We start from the raw sequence: 19,288 nt of genomic DNA on the forward strand, positions 1-19,288 counted from the left end.
TTGTCGCTAACGCAGTGGCGCGGTCGTCTATTTCCAGGTCCGGCGCCGCTCGAGCTCGGCTTCGGACGGCTGTTCCTGGGCGAAGGAGCCAGTCTTGATCTCACCGGCGCGCTCGTAAGTCGCCATGATGACGCCGGTGGTCGAAGCCTGCGAACGGTTCATCTTGAAGGCCGCCGGCATTGCGCCGCTGCCGAACAGCCGCTTGCCCTTGCCCAGCACCAACGGGAAGATCAGCAGGCTGATCTCGTCGATCAGGTCGTTGGCGAGCAAGGTCTGGATGAGTTCGCTCGATCCCTGGATGAGCAGGTCCGGCCCGTCCTCCTGCTTGAGCTGGCGCAGCGCGGCCACCACATCGTCGCCGAGCGACTGGCTGTTTTGCCATGACAGCGTATCGGGCCTGTGGGTGGCCACATATTTGGTGACGGCATTGAAGCTGTCGGCGATCGGACTGCTCTCCTGGTACGGCCAATGGGCGGCGAAGATGTCGTAGGTCTTGCGGCCGAGGAGCAGCGCGAAGGGCTTCGAGAACGTCTCGCCAATGAAGGCGCCCATGACGTCGTCCCAGTAATGGAACGTCCAGCCGCCGAATTCGAAGCCGCCGACCGGGTCTTCGTCCGGTCCGCCAGGCGCCTGCATGACGCCGTCGAGGCTGACGAATGTCGCAGTGATGATCTTCCTCATCGGATTCTCCCTTCTCATCGTCCGTGCCGTTGGAGCCGGATTTCGGCCAAAGGACGCGCGGGCGGACGCCTGCCCGACAGGGATCGGAAAAATTTCCGACGCTCCAGCCGGCGTCGATCGACAAGCACGGGATGCCTCGCCTCGGCAAATCATTGCGACCGCCTGCCGCCAACACTTTGCGACGAAAACCAGACGTCGCCGATGATCGCGGTGGCGGTGCTGTCCGGTGCCTTGTCGGCCGTCAGCCAGATCGAGCGGCCGCGTGCCGCCTTGTCGCGGTCCGGGATTTTCGTCGCGGGGCTTGCCAGCGAGGCGCCGATGCAGGGGATGAACCATGAGCGCATGAACTGGTCGCAGGCAAATCCCTTGTCCGTGCGGATCGCCATTACCGCCAGACCGACGCGCTCGGCCGGACGCCACGGAAAGACCATGCGGCCGCCGGGCTTCAGCGCCCTCAGCCATTCAGCCGGGGGTGCCGCGACGCCGGCATTGACATAGATGATGTCGGACGGCGGCAGGCCGCCGACGACCGCATCGCCATGGATGACGGTCACATTGCCATAGGCTTCGAGGTTCTCTCTCGCGCGGTGGGCGAGACTGGGTTCCAGCTCGAAGGCGGTGACTGTGCCGCCCGGCGAAACCAGCTCTGTCAGCAGGGCAGTGTAGTAGCCGGTGCCGGCGCCGACATGGGTGACGGCCTCGCCGGGCCTTGGCGCCACCTTGCCGATCCACATTGCGTGCAGGAACGGCTCGCCATTGTTGATGCCCTTATCGGTGTCGAGTGACACCAGCACGTTCTGATAAATGTGCACCGGGTCGGCGCTCGGTGTTTCGACCTTGCCGCCGTTGGCGACCACGGTCCACGGTCCGGGGCCGAGAAAGGCCTCGCGCGGCACTTCGGCGAACACCTCTTCGAGGCGCGGATCGGCCGAGCCTGCATTGGCAGCCATCAGTCGCGCGTAGAATTTTCGGGCTTCGGCAATTCCGGTCATGATGCGTGAGAGGATAGCGCAATTCACCGAATTGTCGCGCTGGCCTCATGAGCCCACGATCTGTCCTCGATGCACAAGAGAATCCCTCAGCCGAAGCCGACGACGGTGTCGTAAAGCAGCTTGAAGTTGAGCACCAGGATGAGGGCTGCGACCGCCCAGGCCAGGATAGCGACGCCTCTGGGGATGGCGAGATTTCCCATCTTGCGCTTGTCGGAGACGAACTGCACCAGCGGCACCACCGCAAAGGGGAGTTGCATCGACAGGATCACCTGGCTGAAAACGAGGAGCTGGCCGGTTCCCTTCTCGCCGTAGAGCGCGGTGACGACCACCACCGGGACGATGGCGATGCCACGCGTCAGCAGGCGGCGCGCCCATTGCGGGATGCGCAGGCGCAGGAAGCCTTCCATCACGATCTGCCCGGCGAGCGTCGCCGTCACCGTGGAATTCAAGCCGGAGGCAAGCAGCGCCACGGCAAACAGGATCGAAGCGATGCCGAGGCCGAGCAGCGGCGACAAAAGCTCGAAGGCCTGGCCGATCTCGGCGACGTCCTGATGGCCGGTGCCGTGGAAAGCCACCGCCGAGACGATCAGGATGGAGGCGTTGACGAACAGCGCCAGTATCAAGGCGATGGTCGAGTCCGTCGTTGCCCATTTGATGGCGTCGCGCTTGCCTTTGTCGGTGCGTTCATAGGCGCGGGTCTGCACGATCGAGGAGTGCAGATAGAGATTGTGCGGCATCACGGTGGCGCCGATGATGCCGATGGCGATGTAGAGCATCGCCGGGTTGGTGACGATCTCCGACGACGGCACGAACATGGAATGCAGGATCGAGCCGACCGGCGGTGCGGCGGCAAAGATCTGGATGGCGAAGCAGCCAAAGATGATGATCAAAAGCGCGATGATGAAGGCTTCGAGGAAACGGAACCCCTTGTTCATCAGGAGAAGCAGCAGGAAAGCATCGAGGGCCGTGATGACGGCGCCGCCGACCAGCGGAATGCCGAACAGCAGCTGCAGGGCAATCGCAGTGCCGATGACCTCGGCCAGATCGCAGGCGATGATGGCCAGTTCGCAGGCGATCCACAGCATGAAATTGACCGGCCGCGGATAATAGGCACGGCAGGCCTGGGCGAGGTCTCGGCCGGTGGCGATGCCGAGCCTGGCGGCGAGCGCCTGCAGCAGGATCGCCATCAGGTTCGACAGCATGATGATGAAAAGCAAAGTATAGCCGAACTGGGCGCCACCGGCGAGATCGGTCGCCCAGTTGCCCGGATCCATATAGCCGACCGAGACCATGTATCCCGGCCCCATGAAGGCGAACAGCCGGCGAAACCATATCCCCGACTGCGGCACCGCTATCGAGGCGTTGACCTCGCGCAGGCTTGGCTGCTCGTCGTCTTCCGGCCGAGCAAATCGCCACATGGTTCGGGATGCTGCTGCGGCTTCGGCTTCTGACATTGGGGGGATGTCCGTTGGATCGGTCTATGCTGCCACTCTATCTATGGCAGGGCTGAACATTATGCAATATGCTATATTTCATTGTTTATGCTTTTGAGTGACACCCTGCTGGCGCGGCGCGGGGGAACGGAAACGCCGGTTGCGCCTGCCGTCGAATGCAAATAAACGGCCAGAAGAATGGAAGCCCGTGCTATGAATGTACAAATGCCGGGCCATCTGCGAAAGTCGAGGAGGAGCGCGTATTGGCGCTGAAGAACAGACCGGTCCCACGCGAAAAGCCGCTGCTTGATGCCGAAATTCACTCGGAAGGGTTCAGGCAGACGCGCGAAGCGCGCCGCAGTGCGCTGGTCGAGGACTATGTCGAGCTCATCGCCGACCTGATCGAGGACGGCAACGAGGCGCGCCAGGTCGATATCGCGGCACGCCTCGGCGTTGCCCAGCCGACCGTGGCCAAAATGCTGACGCGGCTGTGCGCGGACGGGCTCGTTTCCAGGAAACCCTACCGTGGCGTGTTCCTGACCGATGCCGGCCGCAAGGTCGCGGAAGAGAGCCGCATTCGCCATCAGACGGTGGAAGCCTTCCTGCGTTCGCTCGGCGTCAGCGCTGAGACGGCGCGTATCGACGCCGAGGGCATCGAGCACCATGTCAGTGCCGAGACGCTTGAAGCGTTCCGCAAGGCGATGACGGCGACACGCTAAGTCTACCACCCTTGCCGACAGTCCTGCCGGAACCGCCGCGTTGCCGCTGCGTTTGAGACCGTGCCACGCGATTGGCGCGAGGCCGAGGAGGATATCATGGGCGTTGAACAGGCATCGACAGCGAAGGGCAAGCAAGCGGCCAAGGGATTGAAGCAAGCTGCGGCGAAGGACGAGCGCAAGACGGAAGCGGACACCGGCCGCCCGCTCAAAAAGGGTGCGGCCCGCTTCGAGGAGCGCTCGAAAAGCTCGGACGGCAAGAGCGCCGGCGCCAAGCAGAAGATCTGAGCGTAGCTGCCAAAAGCCAGAAGAGCGCCTGCAGATCCGCTGGCAGCGTGGAGCCGGGTATCGGATGGCCGATGGTGTAATCCGTGCCTCAGGTCGGCGAGCGGGGCGACGGAGCATGGCGATAGTCCGGGTGGACGTCGTACACAAGCACGACGCTGCAAGGAGGGAAATGGAAGAAGGGCGCGGCGCTATGCGGGGGGCGCCTGCAGCGCTGCTGCGCCATGAAAAATTCTGTGACTTGGCGCAACCGTTGGGATAATTGTTATCGGGTCTGATCGGGGCGAAGATAATGCCTGATCATTGGAAATTTGCACCACGAGGATTTGCCATGCTCTGGAAGGGTCGTCGTCAGAGTGACAATGTCGAGGACGAACGCGGCCAGAGCGGCGGGTTCAACCTGCCGGGCGGAAGGTCCGGCCAGTTCCGCATCCCGGTAGGCGGCCGCTCCGGCGGCGGAATGTCGCTGTCGACCATCGTCATTCTCGTGGTCCTCTATTTCGGACTGAAGGCCTTCGGCATCGACCCGCTGCAGATCCTGGCCGGCGGCGGTGGTGGCCTGGTGCCGGGCGGCGGCGGTCAGATCACCGACAACAGCGGCGGGCAGGGGGGCGGCACCGGTGCACCGGCCTCCGACGAGATGAAGCAGTTCGTCTCCACGGTCCTGGCCGAGACGGAAGACACCTGGACCGGCATTTTCCAGGCCGAGGGCCTGACCTATGAGGATCCGAAGCTGGTGCTGTTCAGCGGGCAGATCCGCTCGGCCTGCGGCTCCGCCTCGTCTGCGGCCGGACCGTTCTACTGTCCCGGCGACCGCAAGGTCTATCTCGACACCACCTTCTTCCAACAGCTCGACCAGCAATTCGGCGCTTCGGGCGATTTCGCCCAGGCCTATGTGATCGCGCATGAGGTCGGTCATCATGTGCAGAACCTCACCGGCATCCTGCCCAAGTTCAACCAGATGCGGCAGCAGATGGGCGAGGCCGACGCCAACCACATGTCGGTGCAGGTCGAGCTTCAGGCCGATTGCTTTGCCGGTGTCTGGGCGCATTTCACCGGGCAGAAAGGCATCCTGGAACAGGGCGACATGGAAGAGGCGCTGAACGCCGCCCAGCAGATCGGCGACGACACGATGCAGAAGAAGATGCAGGGTTACGTCGTGCCGGAAAGCTTCAACCACGGCACCTCGCAGCAGCGGCAGACCTGGCTGGCGCGCGGCTACAGGAGCGGCAAGCTTTCGGATTGCGATACGTTCAACACCCCGATCTGAGGTGTTGCGACTTTCCTGTTGAAACGACCGTCGAAGCGCAGGCGGCGATGTGGCCGCATCCTTGTCGACCGTTGATGTCAGGATGAAAAATCCTTGGCGTGTTCTCTTATTGTTCCATGCGGCTGACTCATCTATAACGAACCTCCCGCCTTCTTGGAGGCGGCTCCAGGAGTCGATACCGTCATGATCGAAGCCAAAACCGCCAGGCGGGGCCTTGCGCTTGTTTTCACCACGCTGCTCCTCGACATCACCGGCATCGGCATCATCATGCCGGTGCTGCCGGCCTATCTGCAGGAATTGACCGGCGTCGGTGTCAGCGAAGCGGCGATCGAGGGCGGCTGGCTGTTCTTCGTCTATGCGGCCATGCAATTCCTGTTCGCGCCGCTGGTCGGCAACCTCAGCGACCGCTTCGGGCGCCGCCCGATCCTGCTGGCCTCGGTGCTGACCTTCGCCGTCGACAATCTGATCTGCGCGGTGGCCTGGTCCTATTCGGTCCTGTTTATCGGCCGGGTGCTGGCCGGCATCAGCGGCGCCAGCTACTCGACCGCGTCCGCCTTCATCGCCGACGTCAGCACCGACGAGAACCGGGCGAAGAATTTCGGCCTGCTCGGCATCGCCTTCGGTGTCGGGTTCATCATCGGCCCGGTGCTGGGCGGGTTGCTCGGCGAATTCGGGCCGCGCGTGCCGTTCTGGGGCGCGGCGGTGCTTGCTCTCATCAACTTCATCGTCGGCTGGTTTTTCCTGCCGGAAACGCTGGAGCGGCACCACCGGCGGCGGTTCGAGTGGCGCCGCGCCAATCCTCTCGGCGCCTTGAAGCAGATGCGCAACTACAAGGGAATCGGCTGGATCGGGCTGGTGTTCTTCCTGATGACGCTCGGCCACATGATGTACCCTGCCGTGTGGTCGTTCGTCGGCAGTTACCGCTACGGCTGGAGCGAACAGCAGATTGGCCTCTCGCTCGGCGTCTTCGGTCTTGGCGGAGCACTGGTGATGGGTTTTGTCTTGCCGCGTGTCATTCCACGGCTCGGCGAATGGCGGACCGCCGCCATCGGTCTGGCTTTTACCGCGCTCGCCGCCTTCGGCTATGCCGCGGCATGGAAGGGCTGGATGATCTATGCGGTGATCGTGGCGACCTGCCTCGAGGCGCTGGCCGACCCGCCGTTGCGGAGCCTGGCGGCGGCCAAGGTGCCTCCCTCCGCGCAAGGCGAATTGCAGGGCGCGATGACGAGCGTGTTTTCGATCACCAGCATCATCACGCCGCTGCTCTACACCGGAATTTTCGCGTGGTTCACCGGGCCGAGCGCGCCAGTGGTGTTCGGCGGCGCGCCCTTTGTGCTCGGCGGTATTTTTCTCACTCTGTCGCTGATCGCGTTCGTGCTCAGGGTCGAAAGACCAGCCGCAGTGAAGGAGGTCAGCACCGCAACGGTATGATCGATCGGGCTAAACGCGCTCCGCCAGCGCCGGTTCGCCGCGCTTTTCGCGGATCAGATTGACGAAGCGGCGGAACAGATAGTGCGAATCCTGCGGGCCGGGCGAGGCTTCCGGATGATGCTGGACCGAGAACACCGGCCGGCCGGTCAGCGCGATGCCGCAATTCGAGCCGTCGAACAGCGAGACATGGGTTTCTTCGACGCCGTTCGGCAAAGAGTCGGCATCGACGGCAAAACCATGGTTCATCGAGACGATCTCGACCTTGCCGGTGGTGTGATCCTTGACCGGATGGTTGGCGCCATGATGGCCTTGATGCATTTTGGCGGTCTTGCCGCCCAGCGCCAGCGCCAGCATCTGATGCCCGAGGCAGATGCCGAAGACCGGGATGTCGGTCTTCAGCAGGTCCTGGATGACCGGAACGGCATAGTCGCCGGTGGCTTCCGGATCGCCGGGACCGTTGGAGAGAAAGATGCCGTCAGGCCGCATGGCAAGGATCTCCTCGGCGCCGGTGCTGGCCGGCACCACGGTGACCTTGGCACCAAGACCGGCCAGCAGGCGCAATATGTTGCGCTTGACGCCGTAGTCGATGGCGACGACGTGCATGGACGGATCAATCTGTTCGCCAAAACCCTCATCCCAGACCCAGGGTGTCTCGCGCCAGACCGAGGACTGGCCGGAAGTCACCTCCTTGGCCAGATCAAGCCCGATCAGCCCGGACCAGGCGGCGGCGCGACGCTTCAGATCGTCGATATCGAAGATGCCGTCGGGTGCGTGCGCGATGACGGCGTTGGGCATGCCCTTTTCACGGATCAACGCGGTCAGCGCGCGCGTGTCGATGCCCGAAAGCGCTACGATGCCGCGTTTCTTCAGCCATTGATCGAGACCGGCTGTGGCGCGATAGCTGGACGGATTGGTGACGTCTGCCTTGAATACCGCGCCGACGGCGCCGGCGCGGGCGGCCGGATTGAGATCCTCGATGTCCTCGTCATTGGTGCCGATATTGCCGATATGCGGGAAGGTGAAGGTGACGATCTGGCCGGCATAGGAAGGGTCGGTGAGGATTTCCTGATAGCCGGTCAGCGCGGTGTTGAAGCAAACCTCGGCGGCAGCGGAACCGGTGGCGCCAAGGCCGCGGCCCTCGATGACGGTGCCGTCGGCCAGCACCAGCAAGGCGGTGGGCTTCTCGGTAGCCCAGGGGGCGGTCATCGTTGCCATGGCGGCACTCCTAATAGGCTGCGACCTTCAACCGGTCTGGCGAACACTGTGCGCAGCAAACCGCGCGCAGCGGCGATTTCGCAGCCAGCGCGCGCAACAAAAATTCAGCTCATGCAAGGCCCAGTACATAGGATAAGGCGCCAGAGCGGTCAATGAGGCCGCGCCATACGGCGCGGATTTATTTCATTGAACGATATCAGGCATTTGCCGGTCAGTACCGGATTTGCCTTGGGCTTTGGGCAAGGCTATTGTCCGCGCCGGATCGAAGGAGAAAGCATCATGCGCGGCAAAATCGCTGAATCCCTGAAGAGTGCGATGAAGGCGCAGGACAAGCGCCGGCTGCCGACATTGCGGCTGATCCAGGCGGCCATTCACGATCGCGACATCGCCAATCGTGGCGCCGGCAAGGAGCCGGCCAGCGACGACGAGATCCTGCAGATCCTGGCCAAGATGGTGAAGCAGCGCGAGGAGTCGGCCAAGGCGTTCGACGACGGCAAGCGGCCGGAGCTTGCCGCGCAGGAGCGCGACGAGATGGCCATCATCCGCGATTTCCTGCCGACGCAGCTGGGACAGGCCGAGACCGAAACCGCGATCCGCGCCGCCATCGCCGAGACTGGCGCCAGCGGCGTCAAGGACATGGGCAAGGTGATGGCCGCGCTCAAGGAGAAATACGCTGGCCAGATGGATTTCTCCAAGGCGAGCGGCATCGTCAAGGGACTGCTGCAGTAGGGATTTTCCCCGCCGCAAGCCCCATCTTTGAGGGTGGGCAGCGGATCGGTCGCACGTCATGGTCGAAATCGTCAAACCCGCGCGTGAACATCTACCGTCCTACAAGGCCGCGCTTGAGCGCGGCTGGTCGCCGGACAATGTGCGGCTGATCGAGGCGACGCGCGAGCAGCTAGCGGCAATCGAAAGGGACCCAGCGGCCTTCCTCGCCGATCTCGACGATCCCGAGGCCAAGGGTGGTCCGATCACCTTGCCCGATGGGACGCAGGTGCCGCGCCTACCGGGATTCCGGCGCTGGATCTGGGACGGTGAAGCCGCCGGTTCGATCGGCTTTCGTTGGCAGCACGGCACCGCCGAGTTGCCGCCGCATGTGCTCGGCCATATCGGCTATGCGGTGGTGCCGTGGAAGCGGCGGCGCGGCTATGCGACCGAGGCGCTGCGGCTGATGCTCGGTGAGGCGAGGGCGCTCGGCCTGCCTTTTGTTGAGATCACCGCCAAACCGGATAATCTGCCATCGCAGAAGGTAGCGCTGGCCAATGGCGGGCGGCTCGTCGGGCGTTTCTTCGAGGACGCCGCCTATGGCGGGTCCGAAAGCCTGCGCTATCAGATCGATTTGTAGGGTCTGTCGTCTATTCGGCTGCGGCCGGCAGTGGCGGTGCAGCCCTGCTGCGCCACTCCCTGATATGCGAGGCAAGCGCCACCGCCACGGCGACCAGCATGGCGATCGCGCCAACCACCGGCAGGCTGCGATAGCCATAACCGGCGTTGAGCATGGCGGCGCCGAGCGAGGCGGCAAGCGCGATGCCGACATTGAAGCCGGAGGGGATGAGCGATGAGGCAAGGTTGGATGCATCCGCCGTCCAGGTCAGGATACGGGTCTGGATCGGCGTGCCGATAGCAAAGCTGAGGCCGCCCCAGACGATGATCGCCGCGACCATCGGCACTGGGTACGGGCTGACCGCGTAAATGACGGCAAGCGTCACCGCCTGCATGAAAAGCATGGTGATGAGCGACGGCATCAGGTTCCAGTCGGCGAGCCGTCCGCCGAGAAAGACGCCGATCGTCGCGCCGACACCATTGAGCAGGAGCACCCAAGGCACCAGGTCCTCGTCGAGGCCGGTGATTTCGAGCAGCGTCGGCGTGATGTAGGTGAACAGGCCGAACTGGCCGATCATCAGCATCAGCATGAGGATCAGCGACGTCCAGACCTGCTGGCGCGCGAGCACGCGAACCTCGCTGCCGAGACTGACGGGCCGGTGCGACGATCCCGTCCTGCGCGGCAGCAGGGCGGCCATGGCGGCGATGGAAACCACACCAAGCGCGCACATCACCCAGAATGTCGCACGCCACCCCCATATTGTGCCGATCGCCGTGCCGGCCGGCACGCCGATGACATTGGAGACCGTGAGGCCCGACAGGATGAGCGCAACGGCCATTCCACGCTGATCCTGGCGGACCAGGCCGACGGCCACCACCATCGCGACGCCGAAATAGGCGCCGTGTGCCACCGCCACCGCGATCCGCAACAGCAACATGGAGGCGAAGTCGGGTGCAAGCGCGCAAGCGGCCTGGCCGATGGTGAAGGCAAGGCCAAGGCCAAGCAGCAAGGCCTTGCGGGAAAGCGTCTTGGTGGCGAGCGTCAACAGCGGTCCGCCGATCGCAATGCCGCCGGCGTAGCCGGAGACGAGGTAGCCGGCAGTTGGAATGGAGACGCCAAGGCCGTCGGCCACCTGCGGCAGCACGCCGGCGATGACGAACTCGGTGGTGCCGAATGCGAACGCAGCGATGAACAGGGCGATCAGGGGAAGCATGGCGCGGAAGGCGATCCTTGAATGAGATGGCCTCAAATCACGAACGAGAGCCGCGGGCAATCCAGAAATTGTCGACGCCGCTTTAGGTTTTCTTGTCGGTGTAGCTCGGCTCCGGCGGCATGCCGGCAAGGCTAGACAGTCATCTTCCTTCTCCCATAAGGGATTTTCAACCACGCCCGTTCGTGAAGATAATAGAGCAGCGACTTGGTGATGACTTCGGTCAGGCCGATCGCCGCAGCGAGCTTGATGCTGCCTGTCACGACGAGCGAAATGATTATCGTGTCGACGGTTCCGGTGACGCGCCAGGAAAGCGCTTTGGCAAAACTGCGCGAATGGGTATCCATCGACTTTCCTCCCGGCGGATTTGAGCCCGATCCTTAGCCGATAGACGGGAGACGGAGCAAAGGTTAATTTTTGCGCCGGTTTGGTGCCATTTCCGCACTGATGTTCTGGCAATTGGCTTTCCGCCTGAGGGCCCAGCCTATCCGGCCTTCAGCCGCGAGCCGGTGAGCAGGCCGCGTTCCTCGAGTACGGGATAGGCCATCGAGGCGAGCAGCGAGTTGATCTGCTTCAAGTCGCGGATGGTGTCGAGATGGATGGAGCTGGTCTCGACGCTCTTGGCGGTACCGTCGCGCAGTCGCACGAAATGGCTGGCGCTGGTCTCCTTCTCGCGGTCGCGCAGCCGGTCCTTTTCCAGTACCAGCTGGCGGGCGGTTTCCGGGTCGCGCGAGACCAGCACGTTGAAGGCAAGCCGTGCGCTGGCGAGCACCGAGGCGTGGAAGGCGCAAAGCTCGCGCCAGCCTTCGGGCGTGAATTCCAGTCCGCGCTCGAGCTTCTTCCTGACATGCACCAGCATGTTGCGCACGATGATGTCGCCAACCTGTTCGAGCTTGACGCAGGCGCCGATCAGTTCCTGGCAGCGCAGCGCCTCGTCCTCGCTCAACGGGTTCCTGGTGACCTTGGCCAGATAGAGCTTTATCGCCGCGTGCTTCTTGTCGACGCGGTCGTCGAGCGCGGCCAGTGCCTTGATCTTGTCGGCGTCGGCGCTCTCATAGAGCTCGATGATGCGCTTCAGCATGATCTCGACGGTCTCGCAGACCCGCACCACCTCTCGGGTGGCGTTGGCCAGCGCCTGGCTCGGCACGTCGAGGGCGCTGTCGTTGAGCGCGGACAGCTCGACGATGTCGAGCGCCTCGGCCGGCGCCGGCTTGGTGCCGAGCGCCACGATCTTCTTCGAAGCGCGGTAGACGAGACTGGCCAGTGGCAGGCCGGCAACCAGGATCAAGATGTTGAAGAGGATATGCGCGTTGACGATCTGGTCGGGCACGGTGGCGCCGAGAAAGGCGACCGGCGGCTCGAACGACAGGAACAGGATCAGCATGGTCAGCGAGCCCATGCCGCGCATCAAAAGATTGCCGATCGGCACGACACGCACGCCGGGCTCCGCGTTACGGGTGAGCAGCGGCGCGATGATCGACGACCCGAGATTGACGCCGAGCACCAGGACGATGCCGAGTTCGGGCGGGATAAAGCCGCGGCCGGCCAGCGTCACCATCAGCAGCACCGCGGCGATCGAGGAATGGAACAGCCAGGTGACCAGCGCCGCCAGGAGATAGGCTGTGATCGGGTCGCCGGAAAAGTAATTGACGATGACCGGCATCAGCGTGCTCTGGCGCAGCGGCTCCGACGCTTGGCCGATCATTTCCAGCGACAATACCAGCAGACCGATGCCGACCAGGATGCGGCCAAACTGGCGCCAGTCGCGCCGCTCGGTGGCCATGAACATGACGGTGCCGGCGACAAGGCAGACGGGCACCAGCAGCGACAGATCGAAGGTCAGCAGCTTGACCACCAAAGCCGAGCCGATCTCGGCGCCGCGCACGGCGAGCTGGCCAGACATGCCGCTGACGATGCCGGCGCCGGCAAAGGAGCCGACCAGCAGTGTGACGGCGGTGGAGCTTTGCAGCGCGATCGCCAGGCCGCAGCCAGCGAGAACCGCCATGAAAGGATTGCGCATGGTGGCGCGCAGCTTGTGGCGCAGCACATCGCCATAGGCACGCTCGACACCTGTCTTCACCAGGCGGGTGGCAAACAGCATCAGCGCCACCGCGCCGGCAAGATGCAGCAAAACGACCGAACCGCTCATATCAGGCTCGTACACAAATAGATGCCAGCGATGCGGGCACCGTGACGGCAAAGGGGCAAAAGAGGGCGCGAATCAAGGACATTGCAAAGGCCGATATTACTCCGATTACTTTTAGCCGGATAATAAATTTTACCCAATTCCGGCGGCTGTTGGCACGCGACAGGGCGTGTCGGAAATGGATGGATCGAAAAATGGTTGCATTGCCGGCCGGCTTCCGGATGGCCGCGCCGTCAAGTGCAGGCGACACCTTCAGATCCTGTTTGTGAGGAGCGTTGAATTAGGTGGTCTAAATATAAGAAATCATTACAAAAACGTAATCTGCGTGTTCAGTTTCAGTTCATTCTTCGAGCTCTATTGCTTGGGCATCGACAACCAAGGAGTACCCCGTCATGAAACGCATCGTTCTTTCCGCAGTCGCCCTCTCGATGCTGGCTGCCACGTCCCTGCAGGGCCAGGCAGCGCCGCTAAACGCGCCGAACGCGCCACAGTCAACCTACAGCCATGTCGACTGGAATAAGCCCGGCAAGCATGTCGACGTGAAGAAGCGCGTCGTGGTGAAGAAGAAGGTCGTGAGGAAGAGCCACTGGCGGCACGGCCAGAAATATTCCAGCTGGAAGCGCCACCGGCCGATCCGCGACTACCGCCACTATGGCCTGCATCGTCCGGGCCGTGGCCAGGAATGGATCCGCGTCGGCAACGACTATCTCCTGGTCAGCGTCGTCTCCGGCATCATCTTCGGCGCGATCGCCGCGCACTGAGCCTCGCAATCGTCGACCGGCACAGCGCCGAACACATGAAAGAAGGCGGCCCGCAACGGCCGCCTTTCTTTTTGCCCTGTGAAAACCGGGTATGGTTCAGCATTAGGAGTCGTCGGCTTTCGCCTGCGTGATTATATGAAGGGCAAACGAGCCGTTCCCGATGCGCTTTCCACCTGCCTTTCTCGACGAGATACGCGACCGCGTGCCGATTTCATCGGTGATCGGCCAGCGCGTCGCGTGGGACAGGAAGAAGACCAACGCGCCGCGTGGCGACTATTGGGCATGCTGTCCCTTCCATGGTGAGAAGAGCCCGTCCTTCCATTGCGAGGACAAGAAGGGCCGCTACCATTGTTTCGGCTGCTCGGTTTCGGGCGACCATTTCAAATTCCTGACCGAACTCGACGGGATGAGTTTTCCCGAAGCAGTCGAGAAGATCGCCGAGATGGCCGGCGTGCCGATGCCGGTTCGCGATGCCCAGGAGGAACGGCGCGAAAAGGAACGCGCCAGCCTGACCGAAATCATGGAAATGGCGACCACCTTCTTCCAGGAGCGGTTGCAGGGACCGGAAGGCGCAAAAGCCCGCGCGTATCTGCGCGACCGAGGGCTGACGCCGGCGACGCAGCAGTCGTTCCGGCTCGGCTACGCGCCGGACAGCCGCAACGCGCTGAAGGAGCATCTTGCCGCCAAGGGTGTCGGCAAGGCCGATATCGAGGCATGCGGGCTGGTGCGCCATGGCGACGACGTTCCGGTTTCCTACGACTGGTTCCGCGACCGCATCATGTTCCCGATCCCGGATTCCAGAGGCAAGATCATCGCCTTTGGCGGGCGGGCACTGGCAGCCGATGCGCTCGCCAAATACATGAATTCGCCCGACACCGAGCTCTTCCACAAGGGCAACGTGCTCTACAATTTCGCCCGTGCGCGCAAGGCGCTGGCCAAGGGCGGCACGGTCATTGCCGTGGAAGGTTATATGGACGTGATCGCGCTGGCGCAGGCCGGTTTCGAGAATGTCGTGGCGCCGCTCGGCACCGCTCTGACCGAAAACCAGCTCGAGCTTTTGTGGCGTATGGCCGGCGAGCCGGTACTGTGCTTCGATGGCGACCAGGCCGGACTGAAGGCGGCATGGCGCGCCGCCGACATGGCGCTGCCGGCGGTTCAGGCAGGCCGCTCGGTGCGCTTTGCGCTGCTGCCCGAAGGCAAGGACCCCGACGATCTGGTCAAGGCCGACGGGCCGGACGCGTTTCGCGCCGTGCTTTCGGAAGCGCGGCCGCTCGCCGACCTTTTGTGGATGCGCGAAACGGCCGGCGGTATCTTCGACACGCCCGAGCGGCGGGCGGAACTGGAAAAGACGCTGCGCGAACTGACCAGCCGCATCCGCGACGAGAGCCTGCGCTATCACTACAGCCAGGAAATGCGCGAGCGGGTGCTGAGCTTTTTCGGCGCCCAGCGCGGCGCGCGCCATGGTTATCAAGGGGGGCGTCAGGACGGGCGGCCCGGCCAGCGCTTTCAGGGCAAGGGCTCAGCTCCTGGCGGGCAGTTCGCGCGCGGCGGCAGCGCCGGTGGGCGCACCGCGATCACCGAGAGCCTCGGCCGCTCAGCGCTGGTCAAACGCGGCAACGAGGGGATGTCGGTGCGCGAGGCAACGATCATCGCGGCCCTTGTGAACCATCCGGCGCTGATCGACGAGAATTTCGCGCATGTCGAGTTTCTCGACCTCGCCAACTCCGATCTGAAGCGATTGCACGCAGCCATTCTCGACGCGATGGCGCATGACATGGCCAACGACCGCAACGCTGTGATCGCGACGATCGAACGGGCCGGCTGCGGTGAAATCTGGGCGCGTGCGGTGGCGCTGATCAAGCGGGCGCGGCAATGGCCGGCGCTGGAAACAGCCGGGCTTGACGACGCCCGCGATGCCTTCAGTCAGGCGCTCCACTTGCAGCGCAGCGCGCGCACCTTACATAAGGAGCTGAAACAGGCGGAAGCGGCGCTCGCCAGTGATCCCACGGACGAAAACTACCGGCATCTCGTTGAGATCCAGGCGCAATTTCGTGATGTGCAAGCAACGGAGGCGCTGATCGAAGGGTTCGGCGTGTCTTCGGGCAGGGCCGGGCGCGTATAGGTTGAAGTCTGCATTGGAGTGAAGTGTAAGAATCTGCTTGCGCGTCGAATCGGTTGCGCGGAGCCCTAGTCGGGTAATTGATTCGCTTTTTTCATGCGAATCATGCGAGAGGCGCTTGACCTTCTGGCAGAATGACGGAATCAGGTCGATTCGAAACGTTAACCCGCACCGGCGTCGACGTGAAATGCAGCGATGTGAAATACCGGTCACTGGACAGGCAGTCAGTCTGCCACAGATACCAGGGTTAATCTGGACTTAACGAGAGATGCGGTTACTGGCCCGGGGAAGCGCGTTCTAGAGCGAGCGCATCTGATTTAACCGGTACGACGGCTTACGCGGCTTTGATACTTGGCCGCTTGGAGAAAATAAAGAATGGCGACAAAAGAAAAGGAAGAGGTCGAGACCGAACGTGAAGGCGCCACCGATGGCCCTCTGCTCGACCTTTCCGACGATGCTGTCAAGAAGATGATCAAGGCCGCCAAGAAGCGCGGCTATGTCACCATGGACGAACTGAATTCGGTGCTGCCCTCGGAGGAAGTGACCTCCGAGCAGATCGAGGACACGATGGCCATGCTCTCCGACATGGGCATCAACGTGGTCGAGGACGACGAGCAGGGCGAGGAGCCCGAAGCCGCCGACGCAGCCGCCGATGCCGAGGAAGATGCTAACGAGCTGGCGGAGCAGACCGGCACTGCCGTTGCGGCGACGACCACCAAGAAAGAACCGACCGATCGCACCGACGATCCGGTTCGCATGTATCTGCGCGAAATGGGCTCGGTCGAGCTTTTGTCGCGCGAGGGCGAAATCGCGATCGCCAAGCGCATCGAAGCCGGTCGCGAGACGATGATCGCGGGCCTGTGCGAAAGCCCGCTGACCTTCCAGGCCATCATCATCTGGCGTGACGAGCTCAACGAATCGAAGATCCTGCTGCGCGAGATCATCGACCTCGAAGCGACCTATGCCGGACCGGAGGCCAAGCAGGCGCCGGTGGTCGAGCGGATCGAGGAAGTCAAGGTCGATGAGAAGCCGCGCCGTTCGCGCGAAGACGAAGACGATATCACCAATGTCGGCAGCGACACCCGCGGTCTGACGGACGATGACGAGGAAGACGAGGACGAGGCCAGCCTGTCGCTGGCGGCGATGGAAGCGGAACTGCGTCCGCAGGTGATGGAGACGCTCGACGTCATCGCCGATACCTACAAGAAGCTCAGGAAGCTGCAGGACCAGCAGGTCGAGAACCGACTGGCCGCCGCCGGTACGCTATCGCCCAGCCAGGACCGCCGGCTCAAGGAGCTGAAGGACCAGTTGATCAAGGCAGTGAAGTCGCTGTCCTTGAACACGGCGCGCATCGAGGCGTTGGTCGAGCAGCTCTACGACATCAACAAGCGCCTGGTGCAGAATGAAGGCAAGCTGTTGCGGCTGGCCGAAAGCTATGGCGTGCGCCGCGAGGAATTCCTGAAGGAATATCAGGGGTCGGAGCTCGATCCGAACTGGACCCGCTCGATCGGCAATCTGACCTCGCGCGGCTGGAAGGAATTCACCAAGAACGAAAAGGACGCGATCCGCGACCTGCGCGCCGAGATCCAGAACCTCGCCACCGAAACGGCGATCTCGATCCTCGAGTTCCGCAAGATCGTCAACCAGGTGCAGAAGGGCGAGCGCGAAGCCGCTATCGCCAAGAAGGAAATGGTCGAGGCCAATCTGCGCCTCGTCATTTCCATCGCCAAGAAATACACCAATCGCGGGCTGCAATTCCTCGACCTGATCCAGGAAGGCAATATCGGCCTGATGAAGGCGGTCGATAAATTCGAATACCGCCGCGGCTACAAGTTCTCGACCTACGCGACGTGGTGGATTCGGCAAGCGATCACCCGTTCGATCGCCGATCAGGCGCGCACCATCCGTATTCCGGTGCACATGATCGAGACGATCAACAAGATCGTGCGCACCTCGCGCCAGATGCTGCACGAGATCGGCCGCGAGCCGACGCCGGAGGAACTGGCGGAAAAGCTCGCCATGCCGTTGGAAAAAGTGCGCAAGGTGCTGAAGATCGCCAAGGAGCCGATTTCGCTCGAAACGCCGGTCGGCGACGAGGAGGATTCGCATCTCGGCGACTTCATCGAGGATAAGATGGCGATCCTGCCGATCGACGCGGCGATCCAGGCCAATCTGCGCGAAACGACGACGCGGGTGCTTGCTTCGCTCACCCCGCGCGAAGAGCGCGTGCTCAGAATGCGTTTCGGCATCGGCATGAACACCGACCACACGCTGGAGGAAGTCGGCCAGCAGTTCTCGGTCACCCGCGAGCGCATCCGCCAGATCGAAGCCAAGGCGCTGCGCAAGCTCAAGCACCCGAGCCGCTCGCGCAAGCTGCGGAGCTTCCTCGACAGCTGATGCCGGGTAACGGACAAGCAATTTAAAAAGGGCGCTGCGGCGCCCTTTTTCGTTCGTGGCACAAGGATTGTTTCGCCGACGGTGCGGTTGTCCTTGCAGCGCACCTGCCGTGGGAGGATAATTGCGCGTCGGATGCATTTTCAGGGCGACAAACCCGGATGCCCGCCCCGGCTATCACGCCGTGCTCCGAGGCCCGGAGGGAGGTGTGCATGACTAATTATATCGTGCTGATCAACTGGACGGAGCAGGGCGCCAAAAATGTGCGCGAGTCGCCGAAGCGGCTCGATGCCGCCAAGAAGCTGCTGGGAGACATGGGCGGCTCGTTCAAGGCGTTTTATCTCACCATGGGCGAATGCGATATGGTGGCGGTCGTCGAGGCGCCCGACGATGCGGTGCTTGCTCGTTTCGCGCTGATGCTGGCGACAGGCGGTAACGTGAGGACGCGGACGCTCAAGGCGTTCCCGGAATTGGCCTATCGCGAGATCATCGCCTCGCTCGGGTGAGGCGCTGCGCGGCTACAGACCGCGCAAGCTGCCGAGTTCCTGACATCGGAAGGTCAGGCGCCGCTTGACGGCGCCCGATCATCCCATCATGAGGGAGAATGCTCCTCTCGCTCGAAAAGAACTTCATTTTCATCCATATCCCGAAGACGGCCGGAAGTTCGGTCACGCGTGCGCTAGGGCCATGGTGCGTGAAACCGCAGCGAACCCAGTGGCGCCGCCTGCTGTCTCACCTTCCCGTGCCCGAAAAGCCGCAAAACGCTTTCCTCAGGCAGCATGACAAAGCAAGCTGGGCGAAGCATAAGCTTCCGGCCGAGATTTATGACAGGGCGTACAAGTTCGCCGTCGTGCGCAACCCCTTCGAACTTGCGGTCTCGGCCTACTATTTCCGCCGGGACCATCTCTCCGGCCGGCGAAGGAACAGAGCCAGGGTCCTGGATTTCAAGACTTTCCTGCGCTATCTCGAACGCAAGAACCGTTTTGTGCGGGTGGACCAGACGAGCTGGATTTCGGACAGGCACGGAAACCTCATCATCGACGAGGTTTTGCGTTTTGAAACGCTGGCCGAGCAATTTAATGCCCTGGTCGAACGGCTCGGCCTGCCGGGCGAGGTGAAGCTTCCCCGAACAAACGTCAATGCACCCTACGACTATCGCGCCGTCTACGATGACGAGGCGAAAAGCATCGTGCGACGGCTCTATTCCAGGGATTTCGAGCGCTTCGGCTACGAATTCTGATTTTTTCCAGACATCGCAATTCGTTGGCAGATGCCGCGCGTCGCGACAGGGCTGGTCCGAAACGTTGCGGG

General features: G+C 62.8%; 18 protein-coding genes. 11 read left to right on the forward strand and 7 right to left on the reverse strand.

The genetic code is table 11. The annotated features are described in order from the left end of the window. Positions 1-27: 27 nt before the first annotated feature. From E5X88_RS18240 to E5X88_RS18250, 3 genes are all read right to left on the reverse strand, one after another. A complete protein-coding gene (locus E5X88_RS18240; RefSeq protein WP_292163695.1) occupies positions 28-681 on the reverse strand; it encodes a dihydrofolate reductase family protein in 654 nt (217 codons plus the stop codon). Between the two features lie 149 nt (positions 682-830). Further along, positions 831-1,673 carry a protein-L-isoaspartate O-methyltransferase gene (locus E5X88_RS18245; protein WP_292163818.1) on the reverse strand — a complete coding sequence of 281 codons (843 nt, stop codon included), beginning with the start codon at positions 1,671-1,673 and terminating at the stop codon, positions 831-833. An 86-nt stretch (positions 1,674-1,759) separates the two neighbouring features. Then, positions 1,760-3,127 carry an Nramp family divalent metal transporter gene (locus E5X88_RS18250; protein WP_292163697.1) on the reverse strand — a complete coding sequence of 456 codons (1,368 nt, stop codon included), beginning with the start codon at positions 3,125-3,127 and terminating at the stop codon, positions 1,760-1,762. A 242-nt stretch (positions 3,128-3,369) separates the two neighbouring features. Here E5X88_RS18250 and mntR point away from each other — a divergent pair, with 242 nt between their 5' ends. The 4 genes from mntR to E5X88_RS18270 all read left to right on the forward strand — a co-directional run bounded on the left by mntR (position 3,370) and on the right by E5X88_RS18270 (position 6,808). Then, on the forward strand, positions 3,370-3,825 hold the full coding sequence (gene mntR / locus E5X88_RS18255) for a manganese-binding transcriptional regulator MntR (RefSeq protein WP_189644408.1): 456 nt from the start codon (positions 3,370-3,372) through the stop codon (positions 3,823-3,825). A 96-nt stretch (positions 3,826-3,921) separates the two neighbouring features. Beyond that, the gene (locus E5X88_RS18260; RefSeq protein WP_292163699.1) at positions 3,922-4,110 is read left to right on the forward strand and encodes a hypothetical protein; all 189 of its coding nucleotides are present in this window, start codon (positions 3,922-3,924) and stop codon (positions 4,108-4,110) included. Between the two features lie 328 nt (positions 4,111-4,438). Continuing rightward, positions 4,439-5,377, forward strand: a complete 939-nt coding sequence (locus tag E5X88_RS18265; RefSeq protein WP_292163701.1) for a neutral zinc metallopeptidase — start codon at positions 4,439-4,441, stop codon at positions 5,375-5,377. Positions 5,378-5,560: 183 nt separating this feature from the next. Further along, positions 5,561-6,808 carry a TCR/Tet family MFS transporter gene (locus E5X88_RS18270; RefSeq protein WP_292163703.1) on the forward strand — a complete coding sequence of 416 codons (1,248 nt, stop codon included), beginning with the start codon at positions 5,561-5,563 and terminating at the stop codon, positions 6,806-6,808. A 9-nt stretch (positions 6,809-6,817) separates the two neighbouring features. On the opposite strand, the gene carA is transcribed toward E5X88_RS18270, so the two are convergent. Continuing rightward, positions 6,818-8,023 carry a glutamine-hydrolyzing carbamoyl-phosphate synthase small subunit gene (gene carA, locus E5X88_RS18275; RefSeq protein ID WP_292163706.1) on the reverse strand — a complete coding sequence of 402 codons (1,206 nt, stop codon included), beginning with the start codon at positions 8,021-8,023 and terminating at the stop codon, positions 6,818-6,820. 279 nt (positions 8,024-8,302) lie between these two features. Between carA and E5X88_RS18280 the strand changes: the two genes are divergently transcribed. Together E5X88_RS18280 and E5X88_RS18285 are read left to right on the forward strand one after the other, a co-directional pair. Beyond that, complete coding sequence (locus tag E5X88_RS18280) at positions 8,303-8,752, forward strand: GatB/YqeY domain-containing protein (RefSeq protein WP_292163708.1); 450 nt, start codon at positions 8,303-8,305, stop codon at positions 8,750-8,752. Positions 8,753-8,810: 58 nt separating this feature from the next. Next, a complete protein-coding gene (locus E5X88_RS18285; protein WP_292163709.1) occupies positions 8,811-9,368 on the forward strand; it encodes a GNAT family N-acetyltransferase in 558 nt (185 codons plus the stop codon). Positions 9,369-9,378: 10 nt separating this feature from the next. Here E5X88_RS18285 and E5X88_RS18290 read toward each other — a convergent pair whose 3' ends face one another. The 3 genes from E5X88_RS18290 to E5X88_RS18300 all read right to left on the reverse strand — a co-directional run bounded on the left by E5X88_RS18290 (position 9,379) and on the right by E5X88_RS18300 (position 12,706). Then, complete coding sequence (locus E5X88_RS18290; RefSeq protein WP_292163711.1) at positions 9,379-10,560, reverse strand: MFS transporter; 1,182 nt, start codon at positions 10,558-10,560, stop codon at positions 9,379-9,381. Positions 10,561-10,691: 131 nt separating this feature from the next. Continuing rightward, positions 10,692-10,904 carry a DUF2061 domain-containing protein gene (locus tag E5X88_RS18295; RefSeq protein WP_292163712.1) on the reverse strand — a complete coding sequence of 71 codons (213 nt, stop codon included), beginning with the start codon at positions 10,902-10,904 and terminating at the stop codon, positions 10,692-10,694. A gap of 137 nt (positions 10,905-11,041) precedes the next feature. Further along, positions 11,042-12,706, reverse strand: a complete 1,665-nt coding sequence (locus tag E5X88_RS18300; protein WP_292163714.1) for a Na/Pi cotransporter family protein — start codon at positions 12,704-12,706, stop codon at positions 11,042-11,044. A gap of 389 nt (positions 12,707-13,095) precedes the next feature. Between E5X88_RS18300 and E5X88_RS18305 the strand changes: the two genes are divergently transcribed. The 5 genes from E5X88_RS18305 (at position 13,096) to E5X88_RS18325 (ending at position 19,217) form a co-directional block, all read left to right on the forward strand. Continuing rightward, positions 13,096-13,464, forward strand: coding sequence for an RcnB family protein (locus E5X88_RS18305; RefSeq protein WP_292163716.1), 369 nt, complete (start codon positions 13,096-13,098; stop codon positions 13,462-13,464). A gap of 160 nt (positions 13,465-13,624) precedes the next feature. After that, positions 13,625-15,586 (forward strand): DNA primase, encoded by a 1,962-nt coding sequence (gene dnaG / locus E5X88_RS18310; protein ID WP_292163718.1) that lies wholly within the window; start codon positions 13,625-13,627, stop codon positions 15,584-15,586. 372 nt (positions 15,587-15,958) lie between these two features. Next, complete coding sequence (gene rpoD / locus E5X88_RS18315) at positions 15,959-17,980, forward strand: RNA polymerase sigma factor RpoD (protein WP_292163719.1); 2,022 nt, start codon at positions 15,959-15,961, stop codon at positions 17,978-17,980. A gap of 209 nt (positions 17,981-18,189) precedes the next feature. After that, entirely contained in the window at positions 18,190-18,483 is a 294-nt protein-coding gene (locus E5X88_RS18320; RefSeq protein WP_292163721.1) for a GYD domain-containing protein, read from the forward strand. A 98-nt stretch (positions 18,484-18,581) separates the two neighbouring features. Continuing rightward, positions 18,582-19,217, forward strand: a complete 636-nt coding sequence (locus E5X88_RS18325; protein ID WP_292163723.1) for a sulfotransferase family protein — start codon at positions 18,582-18,584, stop codon at positions 19,215-19,217. Positions 19,218-19,288 lie beyond the last annotated feature (71 nt).

It is taken from the genome of Mesorhizobium sp. (assembly GCF_004962245.1).
Lineage (GTDB): Bacteria > Pseudomonadota > Alphaproteobacteria > Rhizobiales > Rhizobiaceae > Mesorhizobium.